13 protein-coding genes are annotated in these 13,634 nt (G+C 60.4%); 8 read left to right on the forward strand and 5 right to left on the reverse strand.

Features of this window, described 5'->3' with window-relative positions; translation table 11 throughout:
* The 8 genes from J3U87_RS23175 to J3U87_RS23210 all read left to right on the forward strand — a co-directional run bounded on the left by J3U87_RS23175 (window position 1) and on the right by J3U87_RS23210 (window position 6,369).
* Window positions 1-591 (forward strand): cytochrome c oxidase subunit 3, encoded by a 591-nt coding sequence (locus tag J3U87_RS23175; RefSeq protein WP_237378154.1) that lies wholly within the window; start codon window positions 1-3, stop codon window positions 589-591.
* A gap of 9 nt (window positions 592-600) precedes the next feature.
* Window positions 601-906 carry a cytochrome C oxidase subunit IV family protein gene (locus J3U87_RS23180; protein ID WP_237378155.1) on the forward strand — a complete coding sequence of 102 codons (306 nt, stop codon included), beginning with the start codon at window positions 601-603 and terminating at the stop codon, window positions 904-906.
* The gene (locus tag J3U87_RS23185; RefSeq protein ID WP_237378156.1) at window positions 906-1,121 is read left to right on the forward strand and encodes a hypothetical protein; all 216 of its coding nucleotides are present in this window, start codon (window positions 906-908) and stop codon (window positions 1,119-1,121) included. Before J3U87_RS23180 ends, J3U87_RS23185 begins: the two co-directional genes overlap by 1 nt.
* On the forward strand, window positions 1,118-1,372 hold the full coding sequence (locus tag J3U87_RS23190; RefSeq protein WP_237378157.1) for a hypothetical protein: 255 nt from the start codon (window positions 1,118-1,120) through the stop codon (window positions 1,370-1,372). The genes J3U87_RS23185 and J3U87_RS23190 overlap by 4 nt, the downstream gene beginning before the upstream one ends.
* A 21-nt stretch (window positions 1,373-1,393) precedes the next feature.
* Window positions 1,394-2,170 (forward strand): cytochrome c oxidase subunit II, encoded by a 777-nt coding sequence (locus J3U87_RS23195; RefSeq protein ID WP_237378158.1) that lies wholly within the window; start codon window positions 1,394-1,396, stop codon window positions 2,168-2,170.
* Between the two features lie 40 nt (window positions 2,171-2,210).
* Window positions 2,211-3,749, forward strand: coding sequence for a protoporphyrinogen oxidase (gene hemG / locus J3U87_RS23200; protein WP_237378159.1), 1,539 nt, complete (start codon window positions 2,211-2,213; stop codon window positions 3,747-3,749).
* A gap of 4 nt (window positions 3,750-3,753) precedes the next feature.
* Window positions 3,754-5,103, forward strand: coding sequence for a radical SAM/SPASM domain-containing protein (locus J3U87_RS23205; protein ID WP_237378160.1), 1,350 nt, complete (start codon window positions 3,754-3,756; stop codon window positions 5,101-5,103).
* A 414-nt stretch (window positions 5,104-5,517) separates the two neighbouring features.
* Window positions 5,518-6,369, forward strand: a complete 852-nt coding sequence (locus J3U87_RS23210; protein WP_237378161.1) for a GNAT family N-acetyltransferase — start codon at window positions 5,518-5,520, stop codon at window positions 6,367-6,369.
* A 333-nt stretch (window positions 6,370-6,702) separates the two neighbouring features.
* On the opposite strand, the gene J3U87_RS23215 is transcribed toward J3U87_RS23210, so the two are convergent.
* From J3U87_RS23215 to J3U87_RS23235, 5 genes are all read right to left on the reverse strand, one after another.
* Complete coding sequence (locus tag J3U87_RS23215; RefSeq protein ID WP_237378162.1) at window positions 6,703-7,311, reverse strand: hypothetical protein; 609 nt, start codon at window positions 7,309-7,311, stop codon at window positions 6,703-6,705.
* A gap of 266 nt (window positions 7,312-7,577) precedes the next feature.
* On the reverse strand, window positions 7,578-9,983 hold the full coding sequence (locus J3U87_RS23220; protein WP_237378163.1) for an efflux RND transporter permease subunit: 2,406 nt from the start codon (window positions 9,981-9,983) through the stop codon (window positions 7,578-7,580).
* 114 nt (window positions 9,984-10,097) lie between these two features.
* Window positions 10,098-11,342: a hypothetical protein gene (locus tag J3U87_RS23225; protein ID WP_237378164.1), complete on the reverse strand. Its 1,245-nt coding sequence runs from the start codon at window positions 11,340-11,342 to the stop codon at window positions 10,098-10,100.
* A gap of 375 nt (window positions 11,343-11,717) precedes the next feature.
* The gene (locus J3U87_RS23230; RefSeq protein ID WP_237378166.1) at window positions 11,718-12,512 is read right to left on the reverse strand and encodes an outer membrane lipoprotein-sorting protein; all 795 of its coding nucleotides are present in this window, start codon (window positions 12,510-12,512) and stop codon (window positions 11,718-11,720) included.
* 94 nt (window positions 12,513-12,606) lie between these two features.
* Window positions 12,607-13,365: a TetR/AcrR family transcriptional regulator gene (locus J3U87_RS23235; protein ID WP_237378169.1), complete on the reverse strand. Its 759-nt coding sequence runs from the start codon at window positions 13,363-13,365 to the stop codon at window positions 12,607-12,609.
* Window positions 13,366-13,634 lie beyond the last annotated feature (269 nt).

A 13,634-nucleotide genomic window follows, 5' to 3' on the forward strand; every position in this document is an offset into this window, starting at 1 on the left:
ATGCAGATTCCCTACACCGTCGAGACCCGGCCCGATACCGGGCTGCACAATTCCAAGCTGGGCATTTGGCTGTTTCTCGCCTCCGAGGTCATGTTGTTCGGCGCCCTGTTCTCCTCCTACATTCTGCTGCGCATCAACAGTCCCGACTGGCCGGCCGGCCACGAGGTGCTCAACGTGCCCATCGCCGCGTTCAACACGGTGGTCCTGATTTCGTCCAGCATCACCGTGCTGCTGGCCTGGGGGGCGGTCAAGTTCAACGAATTCAAAAAGTTCCGACTCTACCTCGGGCTGACCATCCTGTTGGCGTTCGTCTTCATGATCGCCAAAGCCTACGAATACAACGCGAAGTTCAGCCACGGCCTCTATCCCAGTACCGACAATTTCCTGGGCATCTATTTCACGCTTACCGGGTTGCACGGGCTCCACGTCGTCGGTGGGCTGGTGGTCATGATCTACTTCTGGGGGCCGGGCAGCGGCATGTTCCACTCCGAGCCCAAACACTTTGCCGATCGCATCGAAGTGGCCGGCATCTACTGGCACTTCGTCGATCTCGTCTGGATCTTTCTCTTTCCGGTGCTGTACCTGCTTTAGGAGGTTTCCATGGAACACGGCAGCGTTGAAGACGTCAAACAACATCTCAGAAAGTGCATTATGGTTTTCGTGGGCCTGTTGGTCCTCACCGTGGTGACCGTCGCCGTCAGCTACGTGGATATCGGGACGAGCGGGAACATCGTGTTGGCCCTGATCATCGCCTCGGCCAAGGCGTCCCTGGTGGGCGCCTACTTCATGCACCTCATCTCGGAAAAGAAACTCATCTACAGCCTGTTGGTGTTGGCGGCCCTCTTTTTCATCTTCCTGATCGGTCTGCCGCTCTTCCACGATGCCGATCCGATCGAGGTGTCCTGATGTCCTTGAAAGCCTTTCACGTGTTCTTCATTCTCATTTCGATCCTCATGACCACCCTGGTGGTCGGCTGGAGCGTGCGCGCCTTCAAGATGACCAACGACATGTCGCACCTGGGTTTCGGGTGCCTGTTCTTCATCCTCGGCCTGGGCTTGACGGGCTATGCCGTCAAGATCCTCAAGGACGTGGGGCGCAACGGAACCGGGGGTGAGTCGTGAGCGGGAACGGCCGCGCCTGCCTGAAGTGGTTGGGGGTCGCGACCGCGATCGCGCTGTTCCAACCCGGCTCCTTGGCCTGCGAGGTGTGCTTCGGCAATCCCGAGGATCCACAGACCAAGGGAATGGCCTCCGCCATTCTGTTCATGCTGGTCGTCACCTACCTGTTGCTCGCCGGAATTCTGGCCTTTTTCATCTACCAGCTCAAATCGAGGAAAAACCGAATTCAAAACACGAAAACGTCACACTCCTAAACGGTTTAAGGAGCGATTGCCATGGTTGATTGGTTGGGCATGACCGAGAACGCCTCGGCCCACGGTGGCCGAATCGATGACTTGATGGTCATCATCCACATCTTGATGTTCGTCCTGTTGGTGGGGTGGGGGCTGTTTTTTGTCATCGCTCTTTTGAAGTTTCGCAGCTCCAAGCAGAAATCCGCGGATTACAAGGGGGTCAAGAGCAAGGCTTCCAAGTATCTCGAAATCGCCGTCGCCGCTTTCGAAGGCGTGTTGCTGATCGGCTTTTCGATCCCCATCTGGAGCGAGCGGGTCGACGCCTTTCCCAGCACCACCGAAGCCATCACCGTGCGCGTGGTTGCGGAACAGTTCGCCTGGAACATGCACTACCCGGGTGCGGACAACGTGTTCGGCAAGACCAGCGTGGAGTTGATCAACGCCGAGACCAATCCCTTGGGCCTGGATCGCGACGATCCCGACGCCAAGGACGACATCGTCACCGTCAACCAGCTCCACCTGCCGGTGAACAAGCCGGCGATCATCTACCTCTCTTCCAAGGACGTCATTCACTGCCTGAACCTGCCCGAGATGCGCGTCAAGCAGGATGCCATTCCCGGCATGGTGATTCCGGTGTGGTTCACGCCGATCAAGACCGTCAAGTCGGAGATCGCCTGTGCGCAGCTCTGCGGATTGGGTCATTACCGCATGAAAGGCTTCTACACCGTGGAAACCCAGGCCGAGTTCGACGCCTGGATGCAGAAGCAGATCGAGCTTTTGCAAGAGGAAGAGGAATCGGACGACTTCTGGGACGAATGAGCCGTCTCGAACCACCGCGCGACGAACAGGGGGGATTCGCGTGAGCGCCCAACCGATTTACGAACGAAACCGAATCGAAGCCGAACGGGGACCCCACCGCCGCATCGTGGTGATCGGTGGTGGGATCAGCGGGTTGAGCAGTGCCTGGTTCGTTCAGGAGAAGGCGCGCGAAAGGGGGATGCCGATCTCCCTGACCCTGCTGGAGGGGTCGCCGCGGTTGGGTGGTGTCATTTGCGCGGAGCGCCGCGACGGCTGCCTGCTGGAATGCGGACCGGACTCGATCGTGACCCAGAAGCCGGCCGGATTGGATTTGTGCCATCGGCTGGGCCTCGAGGACCAATTGTATTTTCCCGAAACCAACGGCGGCCTTCAGATATTGCGCGGAGGAGCACCCTATCCCTTGCCCGAAGGATTGCGTTTCGGCGTGGCGACCAAGATCCGGCCGCTGCTGGCCTCGCCCCTGTTCAGCATGCCAGGCAAGGTGCGGATGCTGTGTGAACCCTGGATCGGTACCCGCAAGGGCGGGGAAGAGGAGAGCGTCGCGCAGTTGATCCGGCGGCGCCTCGGTCACGAGGTGCTGGAACGGGTGATCGAGCCGATCATGGCCGGTATTTTCCTCACCGACGCCGAGTCGTTGAGCGCAAGGCGCGTGGCACCTCAACTGGTGGCCCTGGAAACGCGGTACGGCAGCCTGGTTCGTGGCTTGACGGAAGCGGGCAGGGAAGGGCCGCCCCGACCCGGTACGGGCAAACCGCCCGCGCCGATGGTGGCCGCGCTGCGCGGTGGTTCCGGCACCTTGGTCCGCCGCCTGAGCGATCGATTGGAGGGTCGGGTTTGCTGCAACACGCCCGTCGTGGAACTCGCTTTCGATTCGGTCGCGGCCCGCTGGCGGGTGGCGACCGCGGCGGGACATCACCACGAAGCGGATGCGGTCCTGATCGCGGGTCCGGCCCACCGCGCCGCCGCATGGTTTCCACGCGAGGATCCGCTGGCGGCCCAACTGCGCGGCATCCGCTATGCCAGTTGCACGACGCTGAACCTGATCTACCGCCGCGACCAATTGGCGAACGTCGCCCCGATCAACGGGTTTTTCGTACCGGCCTCGGAAGGGTTGTCCTTCTTCGCCTGCACCTATGTGCACCACAAATTTCCCTTTCGGGTACCCGCGGACAAGGCCGTGTTCCGGGTCTTTCTGCGCAATGGGCTCGCGGGGGCGCCGCGCTTGGATTTGGGGGAGTGGGTCGATCGAGTGCACGGCGATTTGGCGCCCATCCTCCAGGCTCGCGGCATGCCGCTGGATGCCTGCATCACCCGATTCCCGTGGGCCATGCCGCGTCAGGAAGTGGGCTTGACCGCCAGGTTGGCCCAGGTCCAGGCACTGGCGAACCAGAGGCCGGGCCTGTTCCTGGCGGGCGGCTGTGCCGGTGTGGTGGGTCTGCCGGACTGCATCACCTCCGGGGAACGCGCGGCCGCGGGTGCCCTCGATTTCCTGGCCGCCAAGGCGGAGGCCGCGGATCGCGGTTTCGCGGCGGCCGGTTCCGCCCTGGCCGCAAATCGAACCGAAATCGAAGCGAGGTGATCCGATGACGGCGTCCTCTGGTTCGAAACCCACTACTGCCGCCCTTTCGGTCGCCGGCGAGGCACCGCGTTCCGGCCTGGTCCAGACCCATGTGATCTCCTGGAACCTGACCCGGCGGTGCAACCTGCAATGCGAACACTGCTACATCGAGGGTGCCCCGCTCAAGAAGTCCCTGCTGAAGGGCGAGCTGTCCACCGAAGCGTGTTTTGCGGTCGTGGATCAAATCTGTGAGATCAACCCCAACGCGCTCGTGATCATGACCGGCGGCGAGCCCCTGTTGCGGCCCGACGTGTTCGAGATCGCCGACTACGCGTCGCGCAAGGGACTGTGGTGCGTGATGGGCACCAACGGCGTGCTGATCAGCGAGCGCCTGGTGGTGCGGATGAAGGAGGCCGGCATCAAAGGCGTGGGTCTTTCGCTCGATGCCTTGGACGAAGAGGTCCACGATCGTTTTCGCCGGGTCCGCGGAGCCTGGCGCAATACGGTCGAGGGCTCGCGCATCCTCGCGGAACACGACATGCCGTTCATCGTGCAGACCACGGTGGGCACCCACAATCGAAGCGAGGTCGCCGACATCGCGGCGTTCGCCCATCGATTGGGTGCGCGGGTCTTCAACCTCTATTTCCTGGTTCCCACCGGTCGCGGAACCTGGGTGACGGACATCGGCCAGGATGAATACGAGGCGGTGCTGCAAGAGCTGATGGACATTCAGAAATCTTTCGACGGCAAGATGTTGATCAACGCCAAATGCGCGCCCCACTACCAGCGCCTGTTGTACGAAAAGGATCCCGAGTCGCCGTTTCTCAAGGCCTTTTCGGCCGGCGCGGGCGGCTGTCCCGCGGGCACCCATTACTGCGGCATTCGGCCCGACGGCAACGTCACCCCGTGCCCTTACCTGCCCAGCTACGCGGGCAACCTGCGGGAGACCACGTTCAAACAGATTTGGGAGGAATCGGATCTGTTTCGCACCATCCGCGCCCGCAACCAAATGGCCGACCGCTGCGGCGCCTGCGAGTTCAGCCGCGTGTGCGGTGGCTGCCGCGCCCGGGCCTTCGCCGAGAGCGGCAATGTCATGGGCCAGGACCCCTTGTGCGAATACCAGCCGGGCCGGCACGGCACGGAACCGATCCAGTTCCGCTCGGGCAGTGCCTACGGCGAGGATGCGGTTCGGGAAGTCCGCTGGCATCCGGCGGCGCGGGCGCGTTTGGATCGCATTCCCTCCTTCGTGCGTGGGATGGTGGTCAAGCGGGTGGAGGCCTACGCCGCCGATCGGGGTTTGGACGAGATCGACGAGGCGCTGATGGACGAAATTCGCGCGCGGATGCCGGTCCGTTTCGGGAAGGGGCCTCGGTGAGACGTGGACAAAGATTCATGGGGACATGGGGGCTGGCCCGACGAAATCATCGGGTTGGGAGAAGGACTTCTGTCCACGGATCACACGGATGACACGAATGAATCTCATCCCCTGATGCGCTCAGGACTGGTATTTATTGGAGTGGAGCTTAACGTCAAAAAAATAAACACGTTACAGGTAGCTGCCCTCGGGGACTATAGGTTGGGACTTAACATAAATACATTCAATAGCTTCCAGGTGGCCGTCGCCGGCGAGCTCTCGGGACTGAGTAGTCCCCGGTTCTCAAATTCGTGTGGATTCGTGTGATTCGTGGACAGGCTTTTTAGCCAAAGATGACCCGGAAAGGAGTGGCTTCTTGGACGCTCAAAGAGAAAACGGATTTCGTTGATGACCCGATCTCATGGAGGTTGACGTTTGGTTTCCTATCGATTTTGCCGTCCCGACGACTTGCCGCTGTTGGTCGAGGCGATCAATCACTGCTGCTTGGTGCCCGAGGGGAAGGAGCCATCCTTGACCCTGGCCGAACTCAAGTCCCGCATCCAGGACCGGAATCTGTGGGCCAGCAGTTGCATGATCGCCATGGAGCGGGAGGTTCCGATCGCCGTGTTGGTGGGGGCCAAGCGGGCATCCCGTTCCCTGGTGATGAAGGTCGGCGTCGTACCGGAGCATCGAGGTCAGGGTCATGGCACGCATTTGGTTCAATCGCTCACCGCCAAACTGGCCATTCTGGGACCGCCGGACCTGATTTGCGAATTGCCCGTGGACCGGCCTCGATTGGCCGGTTTTTTTGCGCGGTGCGGCTTTCGCCGGACGTCCGAGTTGGTGGATTTCGAGCGGTCGGCGGCGGCGCCGCAGCCTGAAGACCAAGCTGCGATTCAGGAGGCGGCTCTCGGTGATCTGTTACCCTATGCGGACCTTTGGGGTCATCAGCCCCAGGCCTGGGATCGGGATCGCGAGGCCCTGATCAACCGCAAGGAATCCCTGCGGAGTTTGGCGGTGGTGTCCGAAACGCGGGTGGAGGCTTTTGTGGTGTACCAGCGAACGGAAGATGCCTGCCACATTCATCGATTCGGCTGGGGGGAACCGGATCCGGGCCTGCGCTACCTCGACCGGTTGATTCGCAGCCTCGCGGGGCGAGTAGCGGTGCCCCTGCAGGTGGCGCGGTTGGATCGCGGCGAGCTCCCGTTCGAGTTTTTGCAGGTAATGGGCTTTCGGGAGCGTGCGCGGGCCTGGCAATTCGCCATCGAAGCCGGCGCCACCGATTGAGGGCGTCCCTTCCTCGATGGGAGCCAAAATGGCGTGGCCGAATCTACAGAGAGACGTGGTGCCTGCCCCATCCATCGAAGTGATTCAAGCGAGGAGTGCCCGCAATTCTAGAGGGTCGGCACTGCAGTAGGTTGGTCAGGGGCGGTAAGCCCGCTGGGCCGACATTTCGGAGTCGTTCCTCTCGGAGTTCCCGCATCTCCGAGAGAGCCGTCGTGCCCGGTAGGTTCAGCGGCCCGCTGAACTTGTCGGAGTTACCTAGTCAAAGGTTCCCGCATCTTCGAGAGAGCCGTCGTCGCAGTAGGTTGGCCCGCTGGGCCGACAATTCGAAGCAACTCAAGCAACAATAAAACCATAGCCAAAGAGCGAAGCCCCAAGTTTCGCCGTCACACCACCCGCGAAGTTACCAATTTTCACAGTTCCCGCATTGAGAGGGAGTCGAGGTGCCTGTAGGTGGGGCAGGGGCGGTAAGCCAGCTTGCCCCACCAATCGAAGCGACGGCAGCTTCGAGCTGATATCGAGTAAAAGAGCGAAGCGCGCCTCCAGCGAGCAGGCCAAAGGGAAAAAACCAAACTCTCTCGAACGTAGCGTCGCGACGAAAGCAAGTCGCTTCGAATGGTTGAGCAGGCTGCTCAACCTACAGGCCTGGAACCACTTACGGAAAAACGGGAACTGCATGCTTTCGTCCGACCAGGCTGGCCAACACATCGGCGTGGTTCGGTAGGCAGTTCCCGCGTTGAGAGGGAGTCGAGGTGCCTGTAGGTGGGGCAGGGGCGGTAAGCCAGCTTGCCCCACCAATCGAAGCGACGGCAGCTTCGAGCTGAAATCGAGCAAAAGAGCGAAGCGCGCCTCCAGCGAGCAGGCCAAAGGGAAAAAACCAAACTCTCTTGAACGTAGCGTCGCGACGAAAGCAAGTCGCTTCGAATAGTTGAGCAGGCTGCTCAACCTACAGGCCTTACGTCCCCCTGACGGTGCGGGGACTGTGGACTGTGCGACTTCGTTGGTGCGCCGTGAGGGAAATGATCGGCTTCGCTCTTTAGCTAGGGTCTTGCTGCTGCTTGGGATACTTCGTTGAGTCGGCCCAGCGGGCCAACCTACAGACCTGGAACCACTTACGAACATGCGGGAACTGCTGTGAGCGATTCGCACCCTTAAAAAAACCGCCGGACCTGGCGATCCGGCGGTTGCTTGCGAACGATGTCAATCGAGGGTTACACGGTCGCTTCGATCACCTGGCTGCTGGGTTCTCCGGTCTCCTGCTCCTGGCTCTGCGGACCGATGATCAGCGCGGGCAGCAGGGTCGCGTCGGTGACCAGCGCCGTGGTCAGAACGATCGCCGTCAGGATCCCGAAGTTGATGTTCGGCACGAACGAGGCGAAAGCGAAGGTCCCAAATCCGGCCACCAGAATCAGGGTCGTCACGGCCAAGGCCGGTCCCGTGTGGGTGAACACGTGGGCCACCGCCACGTCGCGACTGACACCCGCCCGTCGCCAACGCAGGTAGTTGGACAGAAAGTGAACCGTGTCGTCGACGGCGATACCCAGGCAGGTACTGGCCACCAACACCGTGCCGATGTCGAGCGGTTTGCCCAGCATGGTCATGAACATGCCGCCGAAGATCAAGGGAACGGTGTTGGGAATCATCGAGAGCAGGCCGATCTTCCAGGAACGGAACACGAAGATCATCAGGATCGCCACCAGGCCGACGGCCAACAGGATCGACCGGATGAAGGTGTTGACCACGTACCCGTTCATGCGGTGGTACAGCGGCATCTTGCCGGTGAGCGTGGCGCTCAGGCCCAGCTCGCTCGCCTTGTCGATGATGGTCTGGAACTCCTTGGTGGATTCCTTGGTTTTGTGCAGGGTCGTCATGATCGACAGGCGCAGGCGGCGGTTGTCCAGCGTCATGCGATTGTTCAGATCCATGCCCTGCGGCAGGCTCATGGTGTAGAGGAACAGTTCCTGGGCCACCAGCTCCTTGTTGTCGGGAATCAGGTAGGCGGCCTGGTCCTCGTTGTTCAACGTGCGGTTGGTTTGCTTGATGATGTCGGTGATGGCGACCGTCTTGGTCACGTGATGGCGCTGCTCGACCCAGACCTGCAGTTCCTCGACCTTTTTCAGGAAGGCCGGGTCCTTGATGCCGTCCGGTTCCCCGCTGTCGATCGAGAGTTCCACCGCGGCGATACCGCCTACGTGGTCTTCCGTGAAGAAATTGGCGACGCGGGTGTGGATATTGGGTGCGAAGTACTTGAACACGTCGGAGTTGATTTCGTTGCGCAGGGCGACGAAGGTCGCGAAGATCGCCAACAGCGAGAAGCCGGCGATGACCGCCTTGCGGTTGCGCTGCAACCAATGGGTGTAGCGCAGGGCCAGCGGGTGGGCGTCGCTGACGGTGTGGGTGTCGGACGCCTTCTTGACCTTGATCGGCAGCAGCGAGAGCAGGGGGCACAGGATCAGGACCGTGATGAGCCAGGCGAACATGGTGCCCACGCCGGCCAACACGCCCATGCCGATGATCGGGACCAATTCCGCCGTGGCGAAGCTGAAGAAACCGATCATGGTGGACAAGCTGGTCAGGAAGGTGGGCTGCAGGTTCTTGACCAAGGTTTTCTGGACGCCTTCCTTGACGTCGTAACCCAGGCGCCGGAATTGGAAGTAGGTCACCAGGATGTGGACTGAATCGGCGATACCGATGGCGATCAGGATGTGCGGCACCGTCGAGGTGAGGTTGTTGAACTCGAACCCGGTCCAGCCCGCGAATCCCAAGGCCATCAACAGGCTCGGGAAGATGACCACGAAGGGCAGAATCAACCCGGAAACCCGCCGGAAGGAAAAGAGCAGGAAGATCAGGATGGCGCCCAACAGGATCGGGACCATGGTCTGCAGGTCGTGTTGGGTCACGTCTTTGAAGGTCTGGCTCACCGCCGCCGTACCGCTGAGGTAGATCGTGTGATCGCCGACGCTTTGGTAATAGGGCAGATACATGTCGTCGATGAACTGTTCGGGAAGTTCCTGATCCACCGTATACTTGCGCAGCATTTTACGCGTCCCGAAAACCACCTTCTCGAAATCGGGGGATCCGCCGATGGCGGGCTGCAGGACGCCGAAAATCAGTGCCGTTTTGCCGTCTTTGGAAACCAGGTACCCGGGAATCACCTCGTGGTTGAGCGCCACCTCGCGCCGTGCCGCCAGCAGCTCGGGCGTCAGTTCCTCGTCGTCCGGAATCAGGGGATCGACGAACATCTCGTCGTCCTCCGCGTGGACCCAGTTGTAGTTGGTCAGCGAATCGACGCGAATCACTTCCGGAATCTGCCACATTTCGTCGGTGAGGTTGATCAGCAATTCGGCCGATTCCTTGTCGAAGATGCCCGAGGGCGAGTGAATGGCGAGGACCACCTGTTCGTCGTTGCCGAACTGGCGCTCGAACTCGTCGAACGCCTTCAGCAGCGGATCGGACTCGCGGAACCACATGCGGTAACTGAAGTCGGCACCCAGGCGGGGCAGGCCCGCGGCGAGAATCGCGAACAACGCCACACCGATCGTCATGGATAGGAAGGGCCGGTTTACGAGGAAACTGGCGAGCTTGTAACTTAAGGTCTTTTGATCGAGGGAAGACATGGGAACGCTCCTTGGTTGAACCAGGTTGGCAGAGGCTGACGGGCAGAAGATAGGGGAGTGGTACCGCGAACGTGTGAGACAGGCGGCGAAGTCGAGGTGGGCGTGTGTGGATACCTACAGAAACTTGGACAATGTCAGGAAGACCTGATTGCTTTCGTCGAGGACCTCGAGACCGATCGGGTCTTCTTCCTTTTGGGGGGCGTCCACGTAGCGGGCGCCCGCGGTGATTTTCCAGGTGTCGCTCAGCCGTTGGGAGTACCGGGCGTTCACCAGGTATTCCTGGCTGCGTTCGACGTCGATGATGGTCGTGACCAGCAGTTGGCGGTCCATGCGGTCGTTCCAGGCGTGGCTGTATCCCACCAGCATGTCGCGCTGAAACGCGGTCAACTGGGCGCGGCGTTCTTCGGATGGACCGAACACGTTTTGCCCTTCGAAGATCAGAACCGCATCGGCCCCGCCCGGACCCGTCCAGCCGTACTCGATGCCGAACGCCGCCTGGGTGTGGTCGGGCAGCAGCGGAATGACGTTGAACCCTTCGGGCTTCACGAAATTCTTGTGGCTCAGCTCGAGTTTGAAGATCCAGGCTCCGGCCACCTGCAGGTAGGTGCCGCCCGAGTCGATCACCCGTTGGTAGATCGGCGTCAGTTCGGTGCCGTCCGGATCGGGAAACTGGTCCGCGTCCAGAGGCAGGACGCGCGGCTGGTTGCGCTCGATGTGGTCCACGTAATGGAAACTGAAATCGATGTCGCCGATGGTCTGGGTGAAGCGACCACCCCACTGGGTGACGTCGAAATCGTCGGTCAACTCGGCGTTGTCGTTGTCCTGCAGCAAGGCGTCGGTCAGGGTGAAGCCACTCGGCATCAGTTTCAGGCGCGACCGGACACCCGGCAGGTTGGGTTCTTCGAAGCGCGGCATGTAGTAGAGGGTCAACCCGCCGCGGCCCAACCGGTGGCTGACCGAAAGCATCAGTTCACCCAACTTCTCGGCGTTTTCGATGTTGCTGTCGAAGTTGCGACTGTTGATCATGTCGGCCGGGTGGAAGGCCTCGGTGGCCGTCCAGTTCAGCATCTGGTAGCCGGCGCGAATTTCCAGGCCCCGTTGGCGCCAGCCCAGCCAGGCCTCTTCGATGGCGTAGATCTCGCGATCCTCGTCCTCCACGTCATAGCGGCCGAATCCGCGAACCGCGCCACGCCATCCGCGGTGGCGCAGGCTGGCTTCCAGGCGGGTGAACAGGGCCACGCCCGCGTCGTGGGTGACCGCATCGTCGTCGTCCGTGAATTGACGTACTTCCAGCGCGGTCTCGCTCTTGAAGCTCCAGGTCGCGGCCTGAAGCGGCGCCGCAGCCATCACCAAAGCCATACATATCAATAACCCGGTTGCACGCGACCCGGCGGTGGGCTCGGCCGGCGTGGATCGCTCGGTGGATATACGAAAATGTACCAACAAAATGGTTCCTCCCCTTGTTCCGTCAGCTTGGATTCCCCGTATCTATGCCCGACGATCTGTCGGCAAAAACACGTCATACCTCGAAAAGAGCGATTGTAACAATAATCGACGGGGCTTCGCCGAAAGACCTTGAACGAAATACCTTCCTGAAATCAGGTCGTTCGGCGTCCGGCACCCGTGTCGCCCGCTTGCCGACGGAGGGTGTGTCGTCTCGGTCAGTGAATGGATCGGGCGGTCCCGGGGTTCGACGCACGTTCGGCATCGAGACCCCGCGAGGCGATGGCCGACTCAGTTCACCAGGCTGTCGCTCTCGAAATCGTATTCGCTGTATTTCTTGCCGATTTCGCGAGTGCTCCAGGTGATGATCGAGCGTTTTTTGGTTTGCACGTTGTCCATATCGATTTCGTGGACGCGCCAGAAGTCGCCCATTTCGCGATAGTCGCGGAACGTGGCGATCTTCATCAAGTCGCCCTTGCGGTCGAAATACTCGATCCGCAGCGGCTGGTGGTACTCTTTGTCCACATAGGTGATTTGCTTGCTGTAACCACTCTTCTTACTGGTGGGTACGCGTTCCATTTTCCAGATCTCGCGGCCGTCGAGGGTCGTTTCCTCGATAAATTTGTGGTGGTACTTTTCGACTTCCTGGCTGCCCAGATCTTCGTAGGCGAATTCGCTGCCCATGAAGGCGCCCGACTTGTTGCGCGAGCTGATGCGCTTGACCCGCTTGAGGGCCGGCATGTAGAGCCACTGGTCGTCGTCGTCGTCCTTGTGCGTCCAGGTCAGCATTTTGGTGCCCTTGACGTCGGCCGGCCACAGGAACACGGAAATACTTTGGTCGCCGTCGTCATTGGTTTCGCGCGTTTTGGTGGTCATTTTGCGCTCGACCTTGTCGCCGTGTGCGTTGATCAGCACCATGACCATTTCGGCATATTCGCCCTTGAACCCGTCGTTCTTCGACTCGTTGAGTTGGGCGATGCGCAGGCCTTTTTCTTCGGGGGTTTCGGCCAAGAGGGGCAGACCCTGCAGCAGGGTCAGAAAGAGAACCAGAGACAGAAGTGGAATCGAGAAACCGCGAAAGTTCATGTGTGATACTCCCATGTGAGACAGGTTTGTGAGTACATACTTAGTCGTGTTGAAAAGGTTTATGATTTCTTGGGTCCCGGAGCCGATCGATCCATCACGACTGCTCCTCGGCCGCCGGTCCGTGCGGCTTGGCGAACAGTCTTTGGGTAAACCATTGCAGCATCTCGGGGTTGTGATGGGCTTGGATGACTTCGTCCTTGAGCCCGAATCCGCGCAGGGCGAAGCGCACCGCGTGATTCAGCAACGCTTCGCGGTTCAGGCCTTCGTAATCGACCACGGGTGGGGTCGGCAGGTGAATGATTTTCAGGGCCATGGCGATGTGGTGGGTGAACCACCAACTGCAGATCGACGGAACGCCGGTGTCGACCATGTCGCCGGAAGCGCGCGAGGCCTCCACGCAGGCTTCCCATTTGGGGGCCCAGAGCGCCACGTGGGTTTCGTAGAAACTGCGCGCGAAGCGGCCGTCCTCGATGAAACTGTGCATCAGGAGGCGTGCGATGTAGTGGTTGGGATTGGGATCCGGAAGGGAGCCTTCCGGTTCGCCGATGAACACCACGGAGATGAGGAAGTGAACGCTGTTGACCAGGGTCGAGGTGGAGGGCTCCAGGGTTTCGACGATTTCCGAATATTTGTGGGACTTGGTGCAAAGCAGGCCCTGCAATTCGGAATACAAACTTTCTTTGCTGGGGAAGTGGCGGTAGAGGAGGGCTTCGGAAATGTTGGCTGCGGAGGCGATCTGCTTGGTGGTCGTGCCTTTGAACCCCTGCTGTGCGAAAAGGGGCATCGCCGCGGCGAGAATGGAAAGCCGCCGCTCGTCGGCACTCAATCGAGATCCTCGGGAACCTTTCGGCATGCAAACCTCCTTGCTCTCCATGCTAAGTAAGTGGTCACTCATCGTCAATGTTTAATCTTGCAAATATGGTCGTGCATATTTGTGGATACTCAGTGAAGTGCCTGCGTTGGTGCCCTGATCGGTGCAACCCATGATCGAGATGCTTGCTCCGCGCTTCCCCGCGGGGAATAATGAGTCATTCGAAACCCTGGTTTCCGGTTTCCCCCCCTGCCCGTCGGGTCGGGGTTTCCGCTATGTGTCTCCGGTCACGGCGCTTCGTCGCTTCGCGC

Origin of the sequence: Sulfidibacter corallicola (genome assembly GCF_017498545.1) — a bacterium.
GTDB classification, from domain to species: domain Bacteria; phylum Acidobacteriota; class Holophagae; order Acanthopleuribacterales; family Acanthopleuribacteraceae; genus Sulfidibacter; species Sulfidibacter corallicola.

Coding starts and splice junctions, on each gene's coding strand:
- J3U87_RS23220 (WP_237378163.1), bottom strand. CDS start 9,983: ATGTCTTCCCTCGATCAAAAGACCTTAAGTTACAAGCTCGCCAGTTTC.
- J3U87_RS23225 (WP_237378164.1), bottom strand. CDS start 11,342: ATGGCTTTGGTGATGGCTGCGGCGCCGCTTCAGGCCGCGACCTGGAGC.
- J3U87_RS23195 (WP_237378158.1), top strand. CDS start 1,394: ATGGTTGATTGGTTGGGCATGACCGAGAACGCCTCGGCCCACGGTGGC.
- J3U87_RS23180 (WP_237378155.1), top strand. CDS start 601: ATGGAACACGGCAGCGTTGAAGACGTCAAACAACATCTCAGAAAGTGC.
- J3U87_RS23230 (WP_237378166.1), bottom strand. CDS start 12,512: ATGAACTTTCGCGGTTTCTCGATTCCACTTCTGTCTCTGGTTCTCTTT.
- J3U87_RS23205 (WP_237378160.1), top strand. CDS start 3,754: ATGACGGCGTCCTCTGGTTCGAAACCCACTACTGCCGCCCTTTCGGTC.
- J3U87_RS23185 (WP_237378156.1), top strand. CDS start 906: ATGTCCTTGAAAGCCTTTCACGTGTTCTTCATTCTCATTTCGATCCTC.
- J3U87_RS23235 (WP_237378169.1), bottom strand. CDS start 13,365: ATGCCGAAAGGTTCCCGAGGATCTCGATTGAGTGCCGACGAGCGGCGG.
- J3U87_RS23175 (WP_237378154.1), top strand. CDS start 1: ATGCAGATTCCCTACACCGTCGAGACCCGGCCCGATACCGGGCTGCAC.